Below are 23878 nucleotides of genomic sequence, written 5' to 3'. Positions count from 1 at the left end.
CGATTGCCTGGCATCGACGCTTCGCGCTCGCATTGTTTCCACAAGCAGGTGTTCATATGATCTCTATCAGCAATGTGTCGAAGTGGTACGGGCAATTCAAGGTGCTGACCGACTGCACCACCGAAATCAGCAAGGGCGAGGTGGTGGTGGTCTGCGGTCCCTCAGGTTCCGGAAAGTCCACGCTGATCAAAACCGTCAACGGTCTCGAACCCTTTCAGCAAGGCGAGATCACGATCAATGGCAGTTCGGTCGGCGATCGGCGGACTAATCTGTCCAAATTGCGGTCGAAGGTTGGCATGGTGTTCCAGCACTTCGAACTGTTTCCGCATATGTCGATCATCGACAATTTGAACCTCGCGCAGATCAAGGTGCTGGGCCGCTCGAAAGACGAGGCAGCGGCGAAAGGTCTGAAGCTGCTGGAGCGGGTTGGCCTGCGCGCGCATGCCGACAAATATCCGGGCCAGCTATCGGGCGGGCAGCAGCAACGGGTCGCGATTGCGCGTGCGTTATCGATGGACCCGATCGCGATGCTGTTCGACGAGCCGACTTCCGCGCTCGACCCTGAAATGATCAACGAAGTACTCGACGTGATGGTCGAACTCGCGCAGGACGGCATGACGATGATGTGCGTGACGCACGAAATGGGCTTTGCGAAGAAGGTCGCCCATCGGGTGATCTTCATGGACCATGGGCGCATTGTCGAAGACGATGCCAAGGACGCATTCTTCGAGAATCCGAAGTCGGATCGCGCGAAAGACTTTCTGGCGAAGATTCTGCATTAACAGGGGGTGAGAAGCGGCGGCGGGGGCGGAAAAAAATCAAACCGAAAACCTCTCCCGATAAACCTGCGGCGCCACGCGCAACACCCTCCCAAAACTACACCGCATCGTCTCCTCACTCCCAAACCCACATCGCGCAGCGATCCTTTTAACCGACCAGCCGGTCTCACTCAACAACCGCTGCGCAGCCTCCACCCGCAACAACTCAACAGCACGCGCCGGCGTGCGCCCCATCTTCATCTTGTAGTGCCGCATAAAACTACGCTCACTCATATGCACCCGCCGCGCAAGCGCCGAAACCGAAAGATCAGCCGCAAGATGCGACGCCATCCACGCATTCAACTCGCCAAACCGGTCATCGGCATTCTGCATCGACAACATCGCACTGAATTGCGATTGCCCGCCGGGGCGCTTCAAAAACACCACAAGCTCACGCGCCACCGCGAGTGCCATCGCGCGCCCGTGATCCTCCTCGAGCAACGCCAACGCGAGATCGATACCCGCGGTGACGCCCGCCGAGGTCCAGATCGCGCCATCGCGGATAAAGATCGGATCCGTTTCCACGCACAGTTGCGGATAACGCTGTGCGAGTTCGTCGCAACGCGCCCAGTGCGTGACGACGCGCCGGCCGTCCAGAAGGCCCGCCTCGGCGAGCAGAAATGCGCCTGAGCACACAGAGGCGACGCGCCGCGCGCCGCGTGCGTGCCGTTGGGTCCAGCGGATCAGACGCTTGTCCGTCAATGCGTCGATTACGCCGCAGCCGCCAGGCACGATCAGCGTATCGACTGGCGTTTTCGCCGCGCGCAGCGAACCGGCGAGCAGCGCGAGGCCGGCCGACGAAGTCACCGGGCCGGCTTCGGCGGCAACGACGCGCGGCGCGTACAGCGGCGCAAGGCCGTGTTGCGCGGCGAGTTCGTTGGCGGACGCGAATACCTGCAGCGGGCCGCTCACATCGAGCAGCTGCACGTTGCGAAAGGCGAGTAGCACGATGGAGCGGGGTTCGCTGGACATGACGATAAAAACGGTGTGATTGGTGGGTGGCAGAAAACAAGGGGCAATTGGCAGTACCGCCAAAGACTACCTGCCTAGAATGGATTCGTCCACTTGCGAAATCCGTCGCGGGTGTCAATCGGTTTCTCATTCGACAAGGTATGCCCATGGCACTGCAAATCGGCTTTCTGGTGTTCCCTCAGGTACAGCAACTCGATCTGACTGGCCCGCATGACGTGTTCGCTTCGTTGCCGGGCGCTACCACGCATCTGATCTGGAAAACGCGCGAACCCGTCGTGTCCAGTAGCGGACTCGTGCTGACACCCGACGTCACGTATGAAAGCTGTCCGCCGCTCGATGTCATCTGCGTGCCTGGCGGCAGCGGCGTAACCGATCTGCTGCAGGACGAGTCAACGATCGAGTTCGTGCGCAAGCAGGCTGCGAGCGCGCGCTATGTGACGTCGGTTTGCACGGGCGCGTTGCTGCTCGGTGCCGCCGGATTGCTGCAAGGGCGGCGCGCGACCACGCATTGGGCATTCCACTCGCTGCTGGAGCCGCTCGGCGCGATTCCGACGCGCGCGCGAGTGGTGCGCGACGGCAATCTGATTACGGGCGGCGGCGTAACGGCGGGCATCGATTTCGGTTTGACCGTCGCGGCCGAATTGGCCGGCGCGGACGAGGCGCAGGCTATCCAGCTCGAACTCGAATATGCGCCGGCTCCGCCGTTCGATGCCGGCGATCCGGATGTCGCGCCGCGAGCGGTGGTGGAAACGGTCAGGCAACGGTCCGCGGAGGGATTCGCGCGCCGCAGGCGCGTTGTGGCGGAGATCGTTGCTAATCGATGACGTACTGCGTGTCCGCAGTTGCCGGGCCGGCGCTGAACGGCTGGCGCCGGTCGTGCCGGGCTAAATGGCGAGCGGTGTGCCGAGCGAGGCGATGAGCGTCGCGCATGTACGTCCACGCATTGACCGAGTGACGAATGCACGTGTTGCATTTTCATCTCGGCGCAAGCATTCGATTAAACTGCCTGGTTGTTACCCCTTCGCCAGTCAGACTCGAACGATGACTCACCTCCCATCCGCCCACGAGCAACGCCGATGCGCGTAGGCAAGCCGGTTCAGGCATTGCCGCAGCCGTTGTGCGACTACTGCGGCGCGCGTGCATCGCTCGCGCGGTACGGCGACGAATCCTATCCTTACCGCAAGGATCAGGGCCCGCTATGGATTTGCACTGCGTGTCAGGCATGGATCGGCGTCCATGCGCGCAGCAGACGCAACGTGCCGCTCGGCCGTCTCGCGAATGCCGCGTTACGTGACGCGAAAAGCCGCCTGCACGATGCGCTGGAACCGCTGGTCGCCGGCAAGGTGCGCCGCGACGGCGTCAATGCGTTCGAGGCTCGTGCCAAGGCGATCCGCTGGGTGTCGACCGAACTGGGCTTCGATCCTTTGCCGCCCAACATCCACGCGCTGACGGCCGAGCAGTGCGAGCAGGCGCTGCGCTATGTCGAGGCCTTCATCGAGGCGCGCCGCTCGACTGAGCGTGGCGGCTGATCCCACCCCGCGCGCCCACTCGCCACATATCAGCTTTGCCGCTTAGCTCCTGACGATTTGTTGGTTCGCCGCCGCGCCGCGCGTTGCTAAAGTCGCGCCTCGTAGTCGCGAATGAACGCCGCCCGCATCGACCATGCGGCGCACGCAGTCGCGCAAAACATTCGATAAAAAAGGCGCAATCATGAAGATCAACTATGCCGGCGCGGCAGTCATGGGGCTGCTGTTCGCGCTTAGCGGCGTCGCGCACGCCGACCGTCTCGATGACATCAAAAAAGCAGGCGTGCTGCGCGTCGCCACGTTCGACAGCAACGCGCCGTTCGGCTTCGTCGATCCGACCAGCAATCAGATCGTCGGGCTCGACGTCGACTATGCGCGTGCGGTCGCCGGCAAGCTGGGCGTGAAGCTCGAAATCCAGCCGACGAACCCGGCAAACCGCATCGCGTTTCTGAAGTCGGGCAAGGTCGATCTCGTGTTCGCCAACTTCACGATTACCGACGAACGTAAGAAGGAAGTCGATTTCAGCACGCCGTATTTCGCATCGGGCACGCAGTTCATCGCGAAGAAGGGCGTGCTGAAGGCGCCGCAGCAACTGAACAGCCTGCGCGTGGGCGCCGACAAGGGCACGACCAACGAGCAGCAGGTGCGCGCGCAATTCCCGGGCGCCACGATCGTCGCCTATGACGACACGCCGTTCGCATTCGCCGCGTTGCGTGCCGGTAACGTGCAGGCGATCACGCAGGACGGCCCGAAACTCGTCGCGCTGCTCGCCAACGTACCCGACAAGGCGAACTACGAGATCGCGCCGTTCACGATTTCCAACGACTATGAGGGCGTCGGCGTCCCGAAAGGCGAAACGCGTCTGCTGAACGTGGTCGACGATACGCTGAAGGGTCTCGAAGCGGACGGCACCGCCACGAAGATCTACGACCACTGGTTCGGGCCGTCGAGCCGCGCGCCGCTGCCGCGTCTGTTCAAGATCGGCGATCCGCAGAAGAGCTGAGTCGACACATGTCCATAAGCAAAGCGGCCTGCCGTGTCGACATCGCGGGCCGCTCGTATCGAGCAACCCACGCATCTGACCGGAAGCACAGAAGGACCGCATGAACGGCTGGCTGGAACCGAAGTACCTCGGATGGATCGCGCACGGCTTTCTGTTGACACTGGTGTTATCGGCGTGCGCGGGTATCGCGGCGACATTCGCCGGCTTCGTGCTGGCGCTCGCGCGTAATGCACGCAATGGCGCGCTCGCGCGAATCGCGGCGCTGTATGTGCTGGCATTTCGCAATTCGCCGTTGCTCGTGCAACTACTGTTCTGGTATTTCGGCGCCGCGACGCTGTTGCCGCAGCCGTGGATGGAATGGCTCAATGCATCTCACGCAATCTTGCTGGGGCGCTGGAGCATTGCGTGGCCGCCGTTCGAATTCGTCGCCGCGTGGGTAGGACTCACCTGCTATGCGACCGCGTTTGTCGGCGAGGAATTTCGCGCGGGCATGCGCGGCGTCAGGAGCGCGCAGCATCAGGCCGCCGCGGCATTGGGTCTGACGCCGCTCGCCGCATTCCGTTATGTGATCCTGCCGCAGGCGATTCGTATCGCCACGCCGCCGCTGGCGGGGCAGTATATGAATCTCGTGAAGAACTCTTCGCTGGCGATGACGATCGGTTTCGCCGAGCTGTCGTACGTATCGCGCCAGGTGGATACCGAGACGTTCAAGACATTTCAGGCATTCGGTGCGGCGACCGTGCTCTATATCGCGATCATCGCGTTGATCGAAGCGGCGCTGGCGGTCTACACGCGCAATAGCGCGCGGGTCTGGCAGGCGGGGCAGCGATGAGCGCGTTCGAATGGCTGCCGTCGCTTCGTTATCTGCTGCTCGGCACTTTTCCCAATGGACCGCTCGGCGGCGCCGCGTTGACGGTGGCGATGTCGATCGCGTCGGCGTTGCTGTCGGCGGCGATCGGCCTCGCGGGCGGAATCGCATTGTCGATCACGCGCGGCGCCGCGCATCTGGTGCTGACCGCCGTGATCGGCTTCTTTCGCGCGATTCCGGTGCTGATGCTGATCTTCTGGACTTTCTTCCTGATGCCGATGCTGTTGCACGTGAACGTGCCCGGCCTCGCAACCGTGATTTGCGCGCTCGCGCTGATCGGCGGCGCGTACCTGTCTCATTCGGTGCAGGCGGGCATAGCGGCGGTGGGCGCCGCGCAGGCTCAGGCCGCGTTGTCGCTCGGCATGACGCGCTGGCAGGCGTTGCGATACGTGCAATTGCCGCAGGCGCTACGGATTATGACGCCTTCGTTCGTCAATCAATGGGTGACGCTGATCAAGGATACGTCGCTCGCTTATATCGTCGGCGTGCCCGAGTTTACGTTTCTTGCGAATCAGATCAATAGCCGGCTGATGGTGTACCCGGTGCAGATTTTTCTGTTCGTCGGGGTCGTGTATCTGCTGCTTTGTTCGTCGCTGCAATATGGCGCGACGCGTTTGTTGAAGCATCGCGCAAGTGCCGATCGCGCGGTCGAGACTCGCACAAAGAAGATCAAATGGCCGTTTCCGTTCGGCGCGTAACAGCAGTGTGACAACCCTCGGAGCATTGCCGTGCCGCGTTTATTACTTCAGTAGATAACCGTATAGCGTTTGCTTCGTTGGCATTGCGCGTGGGCACCGGTAAATTCGTTGACTGATCGCGCTCTCTGAATGGAGAGCCACCCGGATTCCATCGAGCGCCTGCCGAACCGTCCCGACGAAGAGTTCTCTGTGACGACTACCGTATTCACCACGCGCGGCACGCCCGCTACCCCCGCGACCAGCGCCGCTATCCGCGCTCATACCACGCAGCGTATCGAGATTCGCGCGCTCGACGCGCCGCTCGGTGCCGAAGTGCTGGGCCTCGATCTCGGCCAGCCGCTCGCTGACGAAGATTTTGCCCGCATCCACCGCGCGCATCTCGACTATCACGTGCTGGTGTTCCGCGATCAGCGCATCACGCCGGATCAACAGATCGCGTTCAGCCGCCGCTTCGGCCCATTGCAGATTCACGTGTTGCATCAGTTTCAGCTGCCTGGCTATCCCGAGGTGCTAGTGGTGTCGAACATCGTCGAAAGCGGTCAGCCGATCGGTCTCGGTGACGCCGGTCACTTCTGGCATTCCGATCTGTCCTACAAGGAAAAGCCGAGCTTGGGTTCGTTGCTGCATGCGCAGGAATTGCCCGCCGAGGGCGGCGATACGCTGTTCGCGAACATGCACCTCGCGTGGGACACGTTGCCCGCGCATTTGCGCAACGCGGTCGAAGGCCGCGCCGCGGAACACACCTATCTGGCGAAATATGCGGAGTTGCAGAAGCGCAGCCCGTGGCGCCCGAATCTGTCGGCCGAGCAGATCGCACAGGTGAAGCCGGTCGTGCATCCGATCGTGCGCACGCATCCGGAAACCGGGCGCAAGGCACTATTCGTCGGCGAGCATTTCACCACGCGCGTGATCGGTGTGCCGGAAGACGAAAGCCATGCGTTGCTTGCGGAGCTGTTCGCGCATAGCGTGCGGCCCGAGCATCTGTACCGGCATCGCTGGGCCGCGCACGACATGGTGTTCTGGGATAACCGCTCGTTGATGCATCTCGCCGCCGGCACGCCCGATCATCTGCGCCGCAAGCTTTATCGCACGACGATCGAAGGCGACGTGCCGTTCTGAGCGCGGGCTTTTCTGTTCCAGTTGCAATGCGTGCTTTGCAAGCGCGCGGCGTGCTATGCGTATGCCGCCGCATAGCCCAGATATGTCGCCGCTGTTCCGGCGAGTGCGAGCAGTTTTTCGTCGCCCGCTGGAGCGTCCGGTACCAGATAAAGATCGGCGATATCGGTTACCGGTTCGCTGAATGGCGTTGGGCAACAGCGCTGCGACACCAGAAAATCGCTGATCGGCGCCGCGTCTCCGATGCCGAGAAACCGGCCGATGCCTGTCGCGGTCGCATGGGGATCTTCGATCAGCGAGCGATACGAAACGGTGTGCCGATGCTGCGCCGGAATCTCATTGAAGAACTCGATGATCTCGCTCACATACTGTTCCCACACGCGTATCCCATCTTCGATCGAGCCGATCCAGTGCTTGTGCAACAGCGAATTCGCAACCTGACGAGGATCGCGATGGATATGAATAAAGCGCGCCTGCGGCAGCAGCTCGCGTATCAGGCGCAGACACGATCCTGAGTGCGGCTCGCGCCCGAGCGAGCCGGTGCGGCCGGACAGCAGCGTGGGATCAGCGTAAGGCGGGTGCTTGTCTCCCCAGATCGGCGCGGTGAGGCCAAGCTCTTCGCGATAGAAACGCTCGACCCACGGACCGAGCGTACGCCGGCTGAAGCCGGAAAAGCGCTCGCGGCAGGCTACGCCGAGTAGGTCGGGGCGATGGGCGCTCACCTCCAGCGTGTGTTTGAGCAACGCAAAGACCCGGCATTCGTTGGTCAGCTGGATCAGCGGATGCACGTTCAGCACGGAACACAGAAAGGTCGTTCCGGAGCGCGGAGAGCCGACGATGAAAAGCGGAGAAGAGTCCATTTGCGTTCCTGACTATTCATCGTTCAAAGCATACGCATTGGAGATGGCGCGAAGCTGACGCGGTGATGGCCTCACTGTTCAGGTTCATGCAATGTCAGCTCGATGCCGTGACAGCAGCGCCTATGCGCAGTATTGGCAAAAGCAAAAAATCGTTGGCGCTACGGATGAAGCGCAACATTCACCGATCTTTCCCGATATGTGGTGCAGAGCTTCTGTGTTGTTTCGTTCGTCATGCCACGGAGTGAATGCACCGGTTGTAGGCACAAGCTTCGTTTAATGATGTCCTCTCGATGCGGAAGTACTTCGCGCGCCGCGATGCGGACTTGGGTGAAGTGCCAGCACTCAGGCTCACTGCGCACTGAGTACCTACTGCAGCTGGCCTGAAGCGTTGGGCAGGTTCAGTGAGCGTGAACATGCGATGGCAAATCCGGCGTAATCTCTGCGGTGATACGGCGGTTGTCAACACGAAGGGCACGCTATGCATCATGCGTTCAAGCTCGTCGCGGACTGGTTCGACCGGGTCGATCCGGGCACGCATCGACGCATCAAGGGGCTGCGTCTCGTCACCGCTTATGGCATTGCGGTGGCGTTGGGCACGCTGCACGATCTGGCTTCGATCGCGCCCGCACCGGTGTCGCTGGGCGGTCTGGCGGGCAGCTTCGCACTCTGGGCAAGCGTGTCCGAAGCACGCACGACGCGCTACGAATCGAGCCGCGATCTGGTGTGGCTTTGCGTGGCCGCCGCGGCCGGCGCGGCGCTGTTCGCTTTGCTTGCATCAATTGCCCCGATGGCACCGGGCGTGCCGAAGGTGGGAGCCACGGGTCACGCCGGTGGCGAATGGATTCTGATCAGCGGTGCGTTTGCGGTCGGCGCTCTGAAGCGCTATGGCGTGCTGGGTGCGGGCATCGGTTCGCAGATCTATATCGGCGAGCTGACCGCGTACACGAGCAGGCTGAGTGTGCTCGACACGGAGGCCATTGTCGTGGCGGCGCTGATTGCGATCGTCTCCGCCGTGGTGCCGCGCCTGCTCAGCGGACCGGCGGAAAAGCCCGCGTTGATGGCCGCGCTGGCAAGTGTACCGGCACCAGGGCCGCGCGGTTATCCGGCCGAATTCGTGATGGGCGTGCAGGCGGCGAGCGCCGCGTTGACGATCGTCGTGCTGAACGGTCTGTTCGGCATGACCGAGTCGGCGTGGGCGATTACCGCGTGCGTCTATGTGGTCAGCGGCACCGCCGCGGGCACGCTCGAACGGGGGCGCCGCCGCGTCATCGGTACGCTGATCGGCGTGCCGCTCGCGTTATGCTTCCTGCCGATCGTCGCTCATGCGCCATTGTTGATCTGGTGCGCTGCATCGATCGCGATGGTCGTCTACGCGATGGCGCTGCCCGAACGATACGACATCGCCTGCGGCGCGTTTGCTTTTACGCTGCTGGTGACGCTCGCGGTAGGCGGCGAGCATTCGCTGCCGGTATTGTTCGCCCGTTTGTGGGAGACGGTGCTGGGTGTCGGCATCGGCGTCGTGACCGCGCTATTCGTGATGCCGTTGCGCGAGAAGGCCGCCGAGCGCGCTGTGGATTCCGGCTCGGCGCGCAAGTAAGCGGCCACCTGTAACGCGCTATCGCGCTACCGGGTGTTAAAGCACCGTGCTTATCGTAGCGGCCGATAATCGTAGTGGATTTGCTTCGTTGGGCCATCCACGCTCGCAACGCTATATTTAGTGGATCGTTTAGCTGATCGCTCTCTCGTTGCGAGAAAATTTCTGGTTGCCCCCGACGCGACCGTGAACTACAAATCTAAACCTACACGGCGCTTACAGGTGCGCCACGCCGGGCATCGCATCGCGCACAGCGCGTAGCGCCCGCCGGAAGCGCCGGAGCATGCGTACCTTCCGGGCTGCCGATCAGTCGACAAGGAGAGTTCTGCCATGGGAATGCGTCCAGATCCTACCTTTCATGCATCGCCGAAACTCGCGATGGATGCGCCAGCGGAAGAGTACGCGTACACGGTGCTGCTGAGCCCCGACTCATCGCAACCCGATGCGCTCGCGGTGATCGACGTGAAGCCCGGTTCGCCGACCTATAGCCAGGTCGTTCACACGGTGCCAGTGCCGTACAAGGGCGACGAATTTCATCATTTCGGCTGGAATGCCTGTTCGTCCGCGCTGTCGCCGTTGACCGGCCACGCGTTTCTCGAACGCCGCTATCTGATCATTCCGGGCATGCGCTCTTCGCGCATCTATATCGTCGATACGAAACCGCATCCGACCCAGGCGAAGATTCATAAGATCATCGAGCCGGAAGAGATCTTTCGCAAAACCGGGTATTCGCGCCCGCACACCGTGCACTGCGGACCCGAAGGCATTTACGTGAGCACGCTCGGCGGCGCGGGAAAGGATGGTACCGACGGCCCTCCGGGTATCTTCATCATGGATTGTCAGAGCTTCGAAGTACTCGGCCGCTGGGAGATCGAGCGCGGTTTGCAGGAGAAGCACTACGACTTCTGGTGGAATCTGCCGCGCGACTATATGGTGTCGAGCGAATGGGCGTTGCCGCCACAATTCGAAAACGGCATCGTGCCCGAAGATCTGCTCGCGAACCGCTACGGCCATCGCATTCACTTCTGGGATTTGCGCGGGCGCCGCAACGTGCAGACACTCGACCTCGGTGCGAATCATCAGATGGCACTCGAAGTGCGGCCGGCCCATGATCCGAGCCGCGAGTATGGTTTTATCGGCGTGGTTGTCGATACGACCAATCTCGAAGGCTCGATCTGGACATGGTGGCGCGAGAACGGACAGTTCCACATCGAAAAGACCGTGACGATCGCGCCGGAACCCGCGCCGGCCGATCAGCTTCCACCGCTGCTGCAGGGCTTTGGCGCGGTGCCGCCGCTCGTTACCGACATCGATCTTTCCATCGACGACAAATTCCTCTATGTCGCGTGCTGGGGCACCGGCGAGATGCGCCAGTACGACGTTAGCGAGCCGCGCAAGCCGAGGCTCGCGGGCTCCGTGCATATCGGCGGAATCGTGCGGCGCACGCCGCATCCCAACGGCAATGCATTCGCGGGCGGCCCGCAAATGGTGGAAATCAGCCGCGACGGCAAGCGCGTCTATTGGACCAACTCGCTGTATTCGACGTGGGACGACCAGTTCTATCCGGACGGCGTGCCCGGCGCGCAAGTGATGGCGCATGCCGATCCGAACGGCGGCCTCACGCTCGCCGACGATTACTGGGTCGAGTTTCCCGAAGGCTATCGCGCGCACCAGATCCGGCTCGAAGGCGGCGACTGCTCGACCGATTCATTCTGCTACCCGTCGGTGGGCGTTTGACCGGCGTCGTGACGGCGCAAACCGGCCTGTGGCTGGCCGTACTCGCAAGCGGCCTGTATCACGGGCTCAATCCCGCGATGGGGTGGCCGCTCGCGGTATCGAATGCATTGATGCAGCGCCGCGCGCCGGCTTTGCTCGCTGCGCTCGTCTATCTTGCGGCCGGCCATGCGCTGGCAATCCTGCTGATGATGCTGCCGTTCGCGATGCTCGCGAGCGTGATCGTGTGGCAGCGCGAAATACAGATCGGCGCGAGTGTGCTGGTGATCGGCTTCGGTATCGCATTGCTGATACGGCGGCGTCATCCGCGCGTGCTCGCGAGAATTCCGCCGTCGCGTCTGGCGTTGTGGTCGTTTGCGGTGGCGATCGCGCATGGCGCGGGTTTGATGCTCGTGCCGATCTATCTGGGTCTATGCAGTGCCGCCGATCTGGACGCGCAGCATCGCGCGGCGCGCACGCTGATCGAAGCCAGTCTGCGCATGGCGCTGTCGGTCTCCGCCGTTCATGCGGCCGCGATGATGATGGCGGGCGGCTTGCTCGCGTGGCTCGTGTATCGGTATCTGGGGCTCAGGTTCGTGTCGCGAAGCTGGTTCAATCTCGACGCGGTGTGGGCAGCCAGTCTGATTCTGGTGGGCGGGCTCGCGTTGGGGGCGGGTTTTGCGGCGTGATCAAGAGCCGCCCGCACGAGTTTGGTACATCGGATGCTGCATTTCCTGTACGTGTACAGCAAACGACGTGATTCAGTGATGCGTCATTTCCGCGTCAGCGCGAAACAGGATTCGAACCGGAATCCGACTCCGAATCGTCATTCGCGCTGCGCAACGGCGCGCGACTTTGATCGTTATTCAGATGCACGAACTTGCGCAATAGCCGCAATAGTTCTTTCGCGTCTTCATCTCCGAGCCCGTCGAGCAAGCCGTGATTCAGCGCATTAACGCCCGGTATCAGTTGATCGAGCAGTTGTTCTCCGGCGGGTGTCAGCAAAAGACGGCGCTGCCTGCGCGGTAGAACCTCGCGCACGATCCAGCCTTTCGCTTCGAGCCGCACCGCGATATCGGCGGTGGTGGAGGTGTCGAGGCCGACCCGCTGCGCGAGCGTGACCTGATCGAGTCCCGGCAATTCCTGCAGCATTCGGAGCACCGCGTATTGCACCGGTGTCACTTCACGTCCCAGCAGATCGTGAAACATGGACACGGAGATCTGATGCGCGCGTCTGATCAGATGCCCAGGCTGGTCATACAGGTCGATGCTGATCGGGGAAGTGCTGGTATCGCTTGAAGTGGCCATAAAGATGTCTGAACGCCGATTGCCTGTTCGCGCTGAAAATGACACGCGCGTTATCTGATTGAAAGTTTCGACCAGGGGAAAACCTTTATTTAATCATCAAAGGTTCATTGAGTACACTGAATCTCAATGAGTGTACGGAATGATGCGAATTTCCCATCGCGTGGATAACGCCGCAATTGCAATTGCAATCGCAGTTGCGATATCCACGCGCGCCAAACAATCAGGAGTGACACGGACATGTTCCCCAGGAATGCGTGGTACGTCGCATGTATGCCCGACGAAGTCGCCGACAAACCGCTTGGCCGGCAGATCTGCGGCGAGCCCATGGTCTTCTATCGCAACGCGAGCAACGAGGTTGTTGCGCTCGAAGACTTTTGCCCGCATCGCGGCGCACCGCTTTCGCTGGGTTTCGTGCGCGACGGCACGCTCGTATGCGGCTATCACGGCCTCGAAATGGGATGCCAGGGCAAGGCGACCGGTATGCCGGGGCAGCGCGTCAACGGCTTTCCAGCGATCCGTAGCTTCCCGGTGATCGAGCGTTACGGCTTTATCTGGGTGTGGCCGGGCGATGCGGCGCAGGCGGATGCCGCGAAACTGCATCATCTGGAATGGGCTGAAAGTTCTGAATGGGCTTATGGCGGCGGTCTGTATCACATCCACTGCGATTACCGGTTGATGATCGACAACCTGATGGATCTGACGCACGAAACCTACGTGCACGCCAATAGCATCGGTCAGAAAGAAATCGATGAAGCCGCACCGAAAACGGTTGCCGAAGGCGATATGGTGCGCACGAGCCGCTTCATGGAAAACGTGGCGGCGCCGCCGTTCTGGAAGATGGCGCTGCGCGGCAACGGTCTGGCCGACGATGTGCCGGTCGATCGCTGGCAGATCTGCCACTTCACGCCGCCGAGCCATGTACTGATCGAAGTCGGAGTCGCGCACGCGGGGCACGGTGGCTACGATGCGCCGGCAGATAAAAAGGCGTCGTCGATTGTCGTCGATTTCATCACGCCGGAAACCGATACGTCGATCTGGTATTTCTGGGGCATGGCGCGCCATTTCCGCCCCGACGATGCCGAGCTGACTGCAAGTATTCGCGAAGGGCAGGGCAAGATTTTCAGCGAAGATCTGCAGATGCTCGAACGTCAGCAGCAGAACCTGCTCAGATGGCCCGAGCGCAATCTGCTCAAACTCAATATCGATGCGGGTGGTGTGATGTCGCGCCGCGTGATAGATCGCCTCGTCGCGCAGGAGCGCGCATCCGCGGGCGCGCCGCAGGCAGAAGTGTCACGCGTGATTCCGGTGCGGACGGCCACATGAATCAGGCCGTGCTGAATGTAGTGGTCGCGCGGCGGCGCGACGAAGCGCCTGGTATCGCGAGCTTCGAATTGCGCAGCGAAGATGGTGGACCTTTGCCCGCGTTCGAGGCGGGTTCGCATGTCGACGTGCATCTTCCGAATGGTCTCGTGCGTCAGTACTCGCTATGCAATGATCCGCGAGAAACGCATCGCTATACGATCGCGGTGCTGCGCGACGAAGCGGGACGCGGTGGTTCGAGGGCGGTGCATGATCTGATTCGCGAAGGCGAGTGCCTGCGGATCAGCGCGCCGCGCAATCATTTCGCGTTGGCGCATGATGCAAGTCATCATCTGCTGCTGGCGGGCGGCATCGGTGTGACGCCGATTCTGTGCATGGCGGAGCAACTGGCGGCGTCCGGCGAGTCGTTCGCGATGCACTATTGCACGCGCTCCAGAGAACGTACCGCATTCGTCGAGCGGATTGCCCAGGCCGGATTTGCGCAGTCGGTCCAGTTTCATCACGACGATAATGCGGGCGGCTCGACATTCGATATCGAGCAGGTACTCAAGGGTGCACCTGCCGGCACGCATCTGTATGTGTGCGGTCCGCGCGGCTTTATGGACTTCGTGCTCGATACCGCGCGAGCGAATGGATGGCCGCAGGAGCGGCTGCATTACGAGTTCTTCGGCGCGCCTGCTAATCAATCGGCGGCGGGCGGCGCTTTTCAGGTGCGTATCGCGAGCAGCGGCGCGACGATCGACATCCCACCGGAATGCACGGTCGTACAGGCGCTGGCGGCCAACGGCATCGAAGTCATCACGTCGTGCGAGCAGGGCGTGTGCGGTACCTGCCTCACGCGAGTGATTGCCGGCGAGCCCGAGCATCTGGATTCATATCTGACCGATGAGGAACGCGCGGCGAATGACCAGTTCCTGCCGTGCTGCTCGCGCGCGAAATCTCCATTGCTCGTGCTGGATCTGTAGCCAGGCGGTTGCGCGGCTATCCTTATTGATCTGATCACCCGCTTATTGCGCGTTTGCATCCGCTGAACTCAGCGTGCGAACGCCCAACTCCGAGTCGCGTGCAATCGCTTGTTCCGAGAACGGCACAGTCAGCCACCGCTTAGCGGCGTAATCGCGCGTCGCGTCCGCATAGTGCGGCGACGCGGGATCGTCGGATTCGGACGAGGCAAGCAGCGTGTGCGCGATTACCTGAGTGTCGTCGAATGACACGACCTGCAGATACGTATCGCCGGTCGGATTGACGTTCATCGAATAGCCGCTCGAATCGAACGGATGCGACGCGCACGCAGCGGTGAAGTAGCCGGCCGCATCACAGCCGCCATATAACGCAATGCGCTCGGCGTTGCGCTGTACGTAGAGCGCGGCGCCGCGAGGCGCGTCGATGGCGATGCCGGCGCTCCGTAGTGCCGTGATTGCGTCGTGCAGCGCGGCGGCGAGCCTGGCGGGATCGGCGGCGATACCGGCCGGCGTGGTCAATGGCTTCGTGGCGTCGAACGGTATCGCGTACAACTGTGCGGGCGGAATCGTCAGCAGACGCCGCCAGGTTTCGTCCCACAACGTTGCGCCAACCGCGGTCGTGGCGGCCGTGTCGTTCCACGCGCCGAGTACCTTGCACGCCGCGCGCCGTTCGTCGATTTCCTCCGTCGCTTGCAATGTGGCGATCGCCTCGCTGTTGCAAAGACGGTCGAGTACCGGCTGCTTGAATAGCAACGCCGACATCGAGCGGCTATCGAGCGCCGCGCGTTCGAGCGCCTCGGCGGAGACGCCGTTGGGATCGCTCTGCAATTGCGCGGCGATCGCATGACCGAGCCGCGTGCGCAACGATTGCGGCGTGTTGATCGGGCCGACGATCTTCGCGAAGCCGGTCAACGGCGCGGCCGGATTGCTGAGCCAGTAGCTGTCATTGAAATTGCCGACATAATCGCGCCGCAGCAGCGACGGCATTTGCGCGGCCGGCAGCGCGTAGTGTTGCGCCGCGCCACGCTCGTCGCGCCAGTCACAGTCGCTGCGCGAGCCGTCGAGAAACGGCACGCCCGGCATAGCGCGCGCTACCGCTTGACCCGCCGGCGGCGTGCAGCGCTGCGCGAGTTCGTCGGGCACGTTCGGCACCGCGCCGATATCCGCGTACCACACGCGCGGATCGCCGCGGCCGATCGCGATCGTATTGACCCATGGCAGCGCCGCATTGTTCTTCTGGATACGAATGAAATCGTCGAGCGACGTCGCCTGATTCCATTCGACAAAGTTCTCGAGTACGCGGACATTGTCCGCATTGATATCGCGTAACGCGAATGCCTGCTGTGCATTCCACGCGAGCGCGGGCGACAGCGTCGCCAGATTGACGAGTGGGCCGAAACGCGAACGGTACAACGTGCGCGATACCGTATGCAGCGAGCCGTCGGTATCGCGCACTTCGACGTGCAGCTGCGTCGGTACCATCGCTTCAGGCTTCCCGTCCACCTGATAATGCGTCGGCGCGCCCGGTACGAGTGTCAGCTGGAAGAGGCCGAAACGCTTCGCGGTGGACACGGTATGTGCCCACGCAACGTTGTCGTTGAAACCCATCACGATCAGCGGCACGCCGAGAAACGACACGCCGCTTACATTGAGCTTGCCGGGAATCGTCAGTTGCGCCTGATAGAAACGATCCGGGCCGCTCCAGAGCCAATGCGGATTGGCGAGCAGCAGCGCGCTGCGGCTGTGCGTCGCGTCCGCGCCGAACGCGAGTGCGTTGCTGCCGATTCCCGCGTGGCCGCCGACGTCAGCGAGCGGTGCGTCGCCTCGCATTTCTCCGGGTAGTCCGTTAGAAAGCGGCGGCGTCGCGGCGGGCGGTTGCGCGCGCGCAATCGCGGTGACGAAGCGCGCCGCGCCGCCCGCCAGATTCGCCGCGTACTGGCGCCGGTAAATATCCGTGCTGGTGATTTTGCCGGCCCACGGCGCCGCGCGACAGGCCGCATGCGCGCCCGGAAATTCGCCGCGAGCGAGGTCGGCGACGTAGCGGTTATAGCCGGCGACGAAGCCGTCGATCAACGCGCGCATGTCGGCGCTCTGACTGTTGCGGTAGCGCGCAACGGCCGCGTCGTCGGTGATGAAACGGAAAAAGAAATCCGCGTCGAGATTGTCGGGCTGGCCGAAGCTTGCTTCGACGGTGGGCCGCGCATTCGCGCCGAAGTAGCGCGAGCGTTCGCCGCGATACGTGACGAAGCCGTCGGCCATCGTGCACAGATTGTCCTGCGCCTGCACATAGCCGTAACCGTAGCCGAGGCTGCCCCAATCGTCCGCTTTCAGATGCGGAATGCCGAGCGCGGTACGGCGGATCTCGACGCGATAGGGCTCCGTGCGCGTGACGCTATCGGTGGCCTGGGTCGCGCAGCTTTGCAAGCTTGCGGCGAAGATAAGCGCGATCAGCAGCGCGGCGAGGTAGCGGCCAGGGACGATGTTCAAGCGCATGGCTTTTCCTCCGGGCTGACGTTGAGTACGGTGTAACAGGTGTCGCGCGATCACAGGCTTCGCCGTCAGCGCCTATCGACTCACGGCAACCACTGGACCGGTCGACCAGATCATAGAACACTACTGACGGGAGTTATCCGCGCAACGCGAGCAGTGTGCTAGCGTCGCTTTTACCGGCGAGCTTGCCGCGCCCGATCGTTTCAGGTAAATGGTACGAGCCCGCTGGCCACCATGACCACGTTGAAAATGAATTCGATGATCGCAACCGCTGCCCCTGATTTCGATGTACGTGTGCTGGATGTACCGCGTGCACGCGCCGCTGGTATCGAAATCTTCTGCGTTACGTTCGACTTTGCCATGAGTCTCGAGCATCCGGCTTTCGCGGTGCTGTCCGATGATGAGCGCGCGAAAGCCGCGCGCTTTCTGCGCCACGAAGACGCGTTGCGTCACGCGGGCACACGTGTGGTATTGCGTTACTTGCTTGCCGAACGAACCGGCGTGAAGCCGGACGCATTGCATTTCGAGCCGGATGCCGCGGGCCGGCCGCGTATCGTGTCGCTGCGAAACCCGCTGTCGAATACGCCGGGCGCGCCTGACGTATGCCTCGATTTCAACGTATCGCATTCTGGGCGCCATGCGCTGATTGCGATTGCCGCGCGAGGGCGTGTCGGCGTCGATATCGAGGCCGCCCGTAACGGGATCGACTGGCAGCGGCTGACGCCGACGGTGTTTGCGCCGCGCGACAACGCGTATGTATCGGCGCTACCGGTGTCGTTGCGCGCCGACGCGTTCTATGCGGTCTGGACCGCCAAGGAAGCGCTGTTGAAGGCGCTCGGCGTCGGCATCGGCGACGGCATGACATGGTTTTCGGTGCTCGGCGATGGCGATGGTCAGCATGAACCGAGCGTCGCACTGAGCGACGACCATGCACGCAATGGCAATGCAATCCTGCAACTGGATGCGCAATGGCTTCAGATATCGGCAGGCTATTGCGCCTGTGTCGCGTGGTCGGGCGATGGCGTATTGCCGGACCTGTAAGCGCAATCTGCAACTTCTGTCGTAACGGTAGGCGCTCACCGCGAGCACACGCGAATCACACGACTCACGCCAATCCCATGGCTCTGCTCTACGACTTCCCTACCGCGCATTATCCTCGCCGTCATATCCGGCATTGGCGCTCGTGAAAAGCTGCTTCAACTTCGCGTTGACCGCGACCAGTTCGCGCACCGGCACCGCCGCGAGTTGCTGATCGAACAGCGTCAGAACCTGCCCGAGCAGCGCATAGGCATCGTTGTCGACGACACAGGTGCCGGTTTCGAGACCCGACTGACGGCAATGCAGGATGACGCTTTCCGCGTCGCGAAAGAGTTCCGGTACCGACACGCCATAGCCGCGCTGATTGAGCAGCATCGCCATATAAATGGCCTGCGCCATGCTGCCGACGTGATATTGATTGCCGACGCCGCTGCGCAGCGCCTCGAGCGTCATGTGATAGTCGAGCGAGATTTCACCCGCTTTCGCGGGTACGATCGGCTGCTGCATCGCCTTCGGGTTTGACCGTGGCGATTTCACGGCTGTCGCGCGACGCGGGCTCGCTTTTCTGGCCATAAGCATACTGACGCGGCCGGCTTGCGCCGGGCCGCGACATCAGTGAACCTGAAGATGGGCATCGCAACGGCAAGCAGTTGCGCCGCACGACGTGCGGCGCCGCTTGCACTAGCCCATATGGAGACCGCCGTTCAACGAGAAATCCGCTCCCGTTGCAAAGCCCGCCTGATCCGATGAGATCCATGCGACGATCGACGCAATTTCTTCCGGCGTGCCGAGCCGGCGCACCGGAATTGTCGCGACGATTTTTTCCAGCACTTCGGGGCGGATCGCCTTGACCATGTCGGTGCCGATATAGCCGGGCGACACGGTGTTGACGGTCACGTTCTTGGTGGCTACTTCCTGCGCCAGTGCCATCGTAAAGCCGTGAATGCCGGCCTTCGCGGTCGAGTAGTTGGTTTGTCCGAACTGGCCTTTCTGACCATTGACCGACGAGATGTTGACGATGCGGCCCCAGCCTCGCTCGACCATGCCCTCGATGACCTGCTTGGTCACGTTGAACAGGCTCGTCAGGTTGGTGTCGATCACCGCGACCCAGTCTTCGTGCGACATCTTGCGGAACATGCCGTCGCGCGTGATGCCCGCGTTGTTGACCAGCACGTCGATTTCGCCGACTTCCTTTTTGACTTTCTCGAACGCCTTCACCGTGGATTCCCAATCCGCGACGTTACCTTCGGAAGCAACGAAGTTGTAGCCAAGCGCTTTCTGTTCGTCGAGCCATCGGGCTTTGCGTGCCGAGTTCGGGCCGCATCCCGCGATGACCGTGAAATTTTCTTTGTGCAAGCGCTGACAGATTGCGGTGCCGATACCGCCCATACCGCCAGTTACGTAGGCAATGCGATTTGCCATAAGTCCTCCTTCTTTCGGGTGAAATTAGAGCGGGTTTGTCTGGAGGATGGAGATATTATTGGCACCCGCCAGCGGGCGGCACGATGAGCATTTTCACCTACGGGTTAACTGCCAAGTCGAGTCGGTAGCACAAGCGTTGATTGACCGCGCAACGGTTGACATCAATACGAAGTGAATACTTCAGAGCAGGGTGTCTGAAGATCGATCGCCGTGGGCCGCATTGGCTGTGTCTCGCTACGTCGCGGCCGACATCGCATAAGGCGTTGCGACGATCGCGTCGAGCCACGCCAGCACCGCGGAGATTCGCGCGAGAGGCCGCACATCCGGATGAGTGAGCGTCCAGATTTCGCGCTCGGGCGGCGCGTGATGATCGTGCGGCAAACGCACGAGGCCCGGCGTGCGATCCGCGACGATGCAGGGCAGCAGCGATCGCCCGAGCCCTGCCTGAACCCCTTGCAGCAGTGCTTCGGCGTCGTTCGCGACCACCGCGGCGAGGCCGCCGTCGCTGTCGGCCACGCGCGCGATCCACTGCGCCTGAGGCAGGTGGCGCATGCCGGCCTCGTAGGTCAGCCATGGCAATGCGTGAGGGTCGGCGCAATTCGCCGCGGCATAGACCGCATAGGCCAGCATGCCGATCCTGCGCGCGACGATCCGCTCGCCCGCCTCGTTGCCCGGTCTCGCGAGACGCACCGCGATGTCCGCATCGCGACGCGGCAGGTTCAGATCGCGATGGTCGGCAACGAGTTCGATGTTCAGTTCGGGATGTCGTGCGATCAGCGCCGGCAACGCCGGCATCAGAACCCGGTTGATCAGCACCGGCACCGCGGTGAGCCGCACCGTGCCGCGTACCGCAACGTCGTGCGTGCGGACGGCCGCATCGAGATTGCCGATCTCCGCTTCGATCGTTTGCGTGCGCTGGATCACGATGCGGCCCGCATCGGTCGCGCGCATCTGCCCGTCGCTATCGCGTTCGAACAGCTTCGCGCCGAGCGCCGCTTCGATCGCGCGCAGCCGCCGCCCGACCGTGGTCGGGTCGACTTTCAGGCGCCGCGCGACCGCGGCGAGCGAGCCGTCACGAGCGACGGCAAGAACATACTGGAGATCGTTCCAATCGAATGCAGGCATTTTTGCAGACCCGTGCTGCGGTTTTCCGGCTTGAGACACGCATGATGCCGCACTAAGCTCGACTGTCTCAACCAACGGGAAACAGGAGCACGGTAATGCTATTTGCGGTTCTATTCGAAGATCATGCCGAACACGCCGATGAATTGCGACGGCGGCACATGGATGCGCATCTGCAATTCCTCGAACGCAATGCCGCGGCGATCGTCGCGGCGGGCCCGCTGCGTCACGCGGATGGTGCCGCGGACGGCGGCTTATGGCTCGTCGAAGCGAACACCCACGAACAGGTCGAGCGGCTCGTTCATGATGATCCGTTCTGGCCGACCGGCTTGCGCAAGTCGGTGCGTATCCTGATCTGGAAGCAGGTGTTCGCCGATGGAACGCGCGTCGGCGGGTGACGAACTCAGGGTTTTCTTAACACGTGTCAGATAGCTGTTTGCCCGCGGTAATCCGATGCCGGCCTTGCTGCGCGATCCCTTGCCTGGGCGCACGCTTTTTCTTAATCTACTGAAGTACCTGCCCAGGACACAGGCGCAGCAGCCATTCGTTGCGCCAGCACCGGCCCGGGCGTCGAGCCGTCCGCAGTTCTATCCGTGCATTTCACGTCACTAAAAAGGCACATCAGGATGACTTCGTATCTGGCAGAGATGGACCCGGTCAGGCTGAACCTCGTCGAGATATGCGGCTTGCTGATCGGCGGCCTTGCGCTGTTTCTTCTCGGCCTCGAGTTCATGACCGGTGGCCTGAAGGCGATCGCCGGCGCGAAACTACAGTCGCTGCTCGGCGTGCTGACCGCCAACCGGTTTCGCGGCATGGCGGCAGGCGCCGCGGTGACCGCGCTGCTCAATTCGTCGACCATCACGACGGTGCTGATGGTCGGCTTCGTGTCCGCCGGGCTGATGACGCTGGGCCAGGCGGTGCCGATGATCATGGGCGCGAACATCGGCTCGACCATCACCGCGCAGATCGTCGCGTTCGACGTATCGCGGCTGACTCCGTTCATGCTCGCGATCGGCTTCGTGCTGCATGCATTCGGCCGCCGTGAATTGCTGGTACAGATCGGGCGCGTGGTCATGGGGCTCGGGTTGCTGTTTCTCGGCATCCAGCTGATGGGCCAGGCGACTCATCCGCTGCGCACGTATCAGCCGTTTATCGACGCGATGCAGGACATGCGCAATCCGTTGATGGGCATCATCGTCGGCGCGGTGTTCACCGCGATCGTGCAAAGCTCCGCGGCGACGCTCGGGATCGTGATTGCGTTGAGCGGGCAAGGTCTGATGCCGCTCGAAGCGGCCATTACGCTGATTTTCGGCGCGAACGTGGGCACCTGTGGTACCGCGCTGCTGGCATCGATCGGCAAGCCGCCCGAAGCGGTGCAGGTAGGCATCGTGCATCTGATCTTCAATCTGTTTGGCGTCGTGGTCGGCATTTTTCTGATTCCGCAAATGGCGGACTTCGTGCGCTTTATCTCGCCGTCCTTTCCGGAGCTGCAAGGCAACGCGCGGCTCGCGGCCGAGGCGCCGCGACAGGTGGCCAATGCCCATACGATCTTCAGTGTGGCAAGCACGCTGATCCTGATCTGGTTCACCGGTCCGATCGCACGCTTCGCGCAATTCATCGTGCCGAAGCGTGCGCAGGCAGCCAAGCCCGCGGGCGATGCGCTGTATCTCGACGAAGCATCGCTGACCGTGCCCGCGCTGGGATTGCAGCGCATACGCATCGAATTGACGCGGCTCGGCGCGCAGGTACTCGATATCGTGCGCGGCGGCTCGCAGATGGTGTCGAACGGCACGATGGAAGAGATCAATCTTCTGCTGGATCAGGACAAGGAAGCCGACCGGCTCGCGGCCGAAATTCTTCACTACATCGGCCAGTTGTCGCAACAGCAACATTCGGAAGACGAAGGTCAGCAGATAGTCGGCCTTACGCAAGTCGCGAGCAACCTCGAGAGCATCAGCGGTATTGTTCGCACCACGCTGATGACGGTGGGCCAGCAAAGACTGACGCAACAGATCGATCTGCTTCGCTTGCGGGATGCTGCCACCATGCAATTCACCGATGCGGTGATCTGCAATCTCGAACAGGCGATCCGCACGATCGAGCAGCCCGATCCGGCGGAAGTCGCGAAGGTTATCGATGAAAAGCCGGCGATCGACAAACTCGCCGCAACCGCGCGTCAGGTCGTGCTCGCGAAACTTCAACTGGCGGATAAAGGGGATGTCGTGACGTTCCGGCTCGCGATGGATCTGATCGAGCAGGGCCGGCAGATCACGCAATTCGCGAGAGCCGTCGCGAAGAATGTCGAGCCGCTTCACGAAGGTTAGCGCGATAGTTCACGATCGTTGCATTCGCGCGGAACTGATCGGAAACGCACTGACGTTCGCATCGGGCGACAGCTAGACTCTGGGCGTGTCAAGGTCATGACACGTGTGAGCGGAGAGTTGTTTTGGCCCGCCTTCCCTGTGCGGGCTTTTTCTTCTCTGCGATCTCGCGGTATCGGTCGATATCAATCGGGAAGTGCCCAGTCGCGAATGCGAGTATCGCGCGATGGCATGCAAATGGTGCGCTCGAATACAGTCGCTTGTGCAATAAGCAACGCCCGGGACAAATTAACACACGTCCCGCCTGGAATTTGATAGCCTGTCACGGCAGAGCATTGAACCAAGGAGGGCTTCACCATGATGAGGTGGCTTGCTAACTGGGCTTCACAACATGCTCCTACTCCCGAGAAACAGGCCGAGCGCGCGTTGAATAACTTGCGCATGGAATTGTTTCAGGCGGAACAGCTTGTGCTCGACGCACAACTGCGTGCTGATTACTACCGTGCGCGTCTGACCTTTCTCGAAGAAGTCACGAGAAAAGGTATCGAGCAGGTGTCGGACGAACGCAAGGGTCCACAAGAGGCCGCACTGCCGTTGCGGCCGGGACTCAAGCTCACTGCGGCGCAATAGCCGCCGCATTCCCGTATCTTCCGAATTGCAAAGCGAGAGGGCATTTAAGTGCCCTCGTGTTACCTTTACGCGCGGCTTTTGTGTGTTGCTGCGCTTG

The 23878-nt window shown here is 61.9% G+C and carries 23 protein-coding genes; 16 read left to right on the top strand and 7 right to left on the bottom strand.

Features of this window, described 5'->3' with window-relative positions; all coding sequences use genetic code 11:
- The first annotated feature begins 2 nt into the window (after positions 1-2).
- Positions 3-782, top strand: coding sequence for an amino acid ABC transporter ATP-binding protein (locus L0U82_RS28315; RefSeq protein ID WP_326489779.1), 780 nt, complete (start codon positions 3-5; stop codon positions 780-782).
- A 36-nt stretch (positions 783-818) separates the two neighbouring features.
- On the opposite strand, the gene L0U82_RS28310 is transcribed toward L0U82_RS28315, so the two are convergent.
- Positions 819-1790, bottom strand: coding sequence for a GlxA family transcriptional regulator (locus L0U82_RS28310; RefSeq protein ID WP_233836291.1), 972 nt, complete (start codon positions 1788-1790; stop codon positions 819-821).
- A gap of 146 nt (positions 1791-1936) precedes the next feature.
- On the opposite strand from L0U82_RS28310, the gene L0U82_RS28305 reads away from it, so the two are divergent.
- From L0U82_RS28305 to L0U82_RS28280, 6 genes are all read left to right on the top strand, one after another.
- Positions 1937-2614 (top strand): DJ-1/PfpI family protein, encoded by a 678-nt coding sequence (locus tag L0U82_RS28305; protein WP_233836290.1) that lies wholly within the window; start codon positions 1937-1939, stop codon positions 2612-2614.
- A 252-nt stretch (positions 2615-2866) separates the two neighbouring features.
- On the top strand, positions 2867-3319 hold the full coding sequence (locus L0U82_RS28300) for a zinc-finger-containing protein (protein ID WP_233836289.1): 453 nt from the start codon (positions 2867-2869) through the stop codon (positions 3317-3319).
- Between the two features lie 181 nt (positions 3320-3500).
- Complete coding sequence (locus tag L0U82_RS28295) at positions 3501-4319, top strand: ABC transporter substrate-binding protein (RefSeq protein WP_233836288.1); 819 nt, start codon at positions 3501-3503, stop codon at positions 4317-4319.
- A gap of 100 nt (positions 4320-4419) precedes the next feature.
- Complete coding sequence (locus tag L0U82_RS28290; RefSeq protein ID WP_233836287.1) at positions 4420-5151, top strand: amino acid ABC transporter permease; 732 nt, start codon at positions 4420-4422, stop codon at positions 5149-5151.
- A complete protein-coding gene (locus L0U82_RS28285; RefSeq protein ID WP_233836286.1) occupies positions 5148-5885 on the top strand; it encodes an amino acid ABC transporter permease in 738 nt (245 codons plus the stop codon). The genes L0U82_RS28290 and L0U82_RS28285 overlap by 4 nt, the downstream gene beginning before the upstream one ends.
- Positions 5886-6014: 129 nt before the next feature.
- Positions 6015-7004 (top strand): TauD/TfdA dioxygenase family protein, encoded by a 990-nt coding sequence (locus L0U82_RS28280; protein ID WP_233836284.1) that lies wholly within the window; start codon positions 6015-6017, stop codon positions 7002-7004.
- Positions 7005-7057: 53 nt separating this feature from the next.
- Here the strand turns inward: L0U82_RS28280 and L0U82_RS28275 are convergent, their stop codons facing one another.
- Positions 7058-7861: a sulfotransferase family protein gene (locus L0U82_RS28275; protein WP_233836282.1), complete on the bottom strand. Its 804-nt coding sequence runs from the start codon at positions 7859-7861 to the stop codon at positions 7058-7060.
- A 478-nt stretch (positions 7862-8339) separates the two neighbouring features.
- On the opposite strand from L0U82_RS28275, the gene L0U82_RS28270 reads away from it, so the two are divergent.
- The 3 genes from L0U82_RS28270 (at position 8340) to L0U82_RS28260 (ending at position 11857) form a co-directional block, all read left to right on the top strand.
- Positions 8340-9458, top strand: coding sequence for an FUSC family protein (locus L0U82_RS28270; RefSeq protein WP_233836281.1), 1119 nt, complete (start codon positions 8340-8342; stop codon positions 9456-9458).
- A 327-nt stretch (positions 9459-9785) separates the two neighbouring features.
- On the top strand, positions 9786-11192 hold the full coding sequence (locus L0U82_RS28265; protein ID WP_233836280.1) for a selenium-binding family protein: 1407 nt from the start codon (positions 9786-9788) through the stop codon (positions 11190-11192).
- A complete protein-coding gene (locus L0U82_RS28260; RefSeq protein WP_233836279.1) occupies positions 11189-11857 on the top strand; it encodes a hypothetical protein in 669 nt (222 codons plus the stop codon). Before L0U82_RS28265 ends, L0U82_RS28260 begins: the two co-directional genes overlap by 4 nt.
- 94 nt (positions 11858-11951) lie before the next feature.
- On the opposite strand, the gene L0U82_RS28255 is transcribed toward L0U82_RS28260, so the two are convergent.
- Positions 11952-12476, bottom strand: a complete 525-nt coding sequence (locus L0U82_RS28255) for a MarR family winged helix-turn-helix transcriptional regulator (RefSeq protein WP_233836278.1) — start codon at positions 12474-12476, stop codon at positions 11952-11954.
- Positions 12477-12713: 237 nt separating this feature from the next.
- Here L0U82_RS28255 and L0U82_RS28250 point away from each other — a divergent pair, with 237 nt between their 5' ends.
- Complete coding sequence (locus L0U82_RS28250) at positions 12714-13799, top strand: aromatic ring-hydroxylating oxygenase subunit alpha (RefSeq protein ID WP_233836277.1); 1086 nt, start codon at positions 12714-12716, stop codon at positions 13797-13799.
- A complete protein-coding gene (locus tag L0U82_RS28245) occupies positions 13796-14761 on the top strand; it encodes a PDR/VanB family oxidoreductase (RefSeq protein ID WP_233836275.1) in 966 nt (321 codons plus the stop codon). Before L0U82_RS28250 ends, L0U82_RS28245 begins: the two co-directional genes overlap by 4 nt.
- A 42-nt stretch (positions 14762-14803) precedes the next feature.
- Here L0U82_RS28245 and L0U82_RS28240 read toward each other — a convergent pair whose 3' ends face one another.
- Complete coding sequence (locus L0U82_RS28240; protein ID WP_233836273.1) at positions 14804-17251, bottom strand: penicillin acylase family protein; 2448 nt, start codon at positions 17249-17251, stop codon at positions 14804-14806.
- Between the two features lie 231 nt (positions 17252-17482).
- Between L0U82_RS28240 and L0U82_RS28235 the strand changes: the two genes are divergently transcribed.
- Positions 17483-18289 carry a 4'-phosphopantetheinyl transferase family protein gene (locus tag L0U82_RS28235; protein ID WP_233836270.1) on the top strand — a complete coding sequence of 269 codons (807 nt, stop codon included), beginning with the start codon at positions 17483-17485 and terminating at the stop codon, positions 18287-18289.
- Between the two features lie 99 nt (positions 18290-18388).
- Here L0U82_RS28235 and L0U82_RS28230 read toward each other — a convergent pair whose 3' ends face one another.
- From L0U82_RS28230 to L0U82_RS28220, 3 genes are all read right to left on the bottom strand, one after another.
- Positions 18389-18793, bottom strand: a complete 405-nt coding sequence (locus tag L0U82_RS28230) for a Fis family transcriptional regulator (RefSeq protein ID WP_233836269.1) — start codon at positions 18791-18793, stop codon at positions 18389-18391.
- A 174-nt stretch (positions 18794-18967) separates the two neighbouring features.
- Positions 18968-19708 (bottom strand): 3-ketoacyl-ACP reductase, encoded by a 741-nt coding sequence (locus L0U82_RS28225; protein WP_233836268.1) that lies wholly within the window; start codon positions 19706-19708, stop codon positions 18968-18970.
- Between the two features lie 234 nt (positions 19709-19942).
- Positions 19943-20833 (bottom strand): LysR family transcriptional regulator, encoded by an 891-nt coding sequence (locus tag L0U82_RS28220; RefSeq protein ID WP_233836267.1) that lies wholly within the window; start codon positions 20831-20833, stop codon positions 19943-19945.
- Between the two features lie 95 nt (positions 20834-20928).
- Between L0U82_RS28220 and L0U82_RS28215 the strand changes: the two genes are divergently transcribed.
- The 3 genes from L0U82_RS28215 (at position 20929) to L0U82_RS28205 (ending at position 23781) form a co-directional block, all read left to right on the top strand.
- On the top strand, positions 20929-21228 hold the full coding sequence (locus L0U82_RS28215) for a YciI family protein (protein ID WP_233836266.1): 300 nt from the start codon (positions 20929-20931) through the stop codon (positions 21226-21228).
- 228 nt (positions 21229-21456) lie between these two features.
- Positions 21457-23154: a Na/Pi cotransporter family protein gene (locus L0U82_RS28210; RefSeq protein WP_233836265.1), complete on the top strand. Its 1698-nt coding sequence runs from the start codon at positions 21457-21459 to the stop codon at positions 23152-23154.
- Between the two features lie 354 nt (positions 23155-23508).
- A complete protein-coding gene (locus L0U82_RS28205) occupies positions 23509-23781 on the top strand; it encodes a hypothetical protein (RefSeq protein WP_233836264.1) in 273 nt (90 codons plus the stop codon).
- Positions 23782-23878 lie beyond the last annotated feature (97 nt).

Source organism: Paraburkholderia sp. ZP32-5 (genome assembly GCF_021390495.1).
Taxonomy (GTDB): domain Bacteria; phylum Pseudomonadota; class Gammaproteobacteria; order Burkholderiales; family Burkholderiaceae; genus Paraburkholderia.
This window is presented reverse-complemented; position numbering and strand designations above follow the sequence as displayed.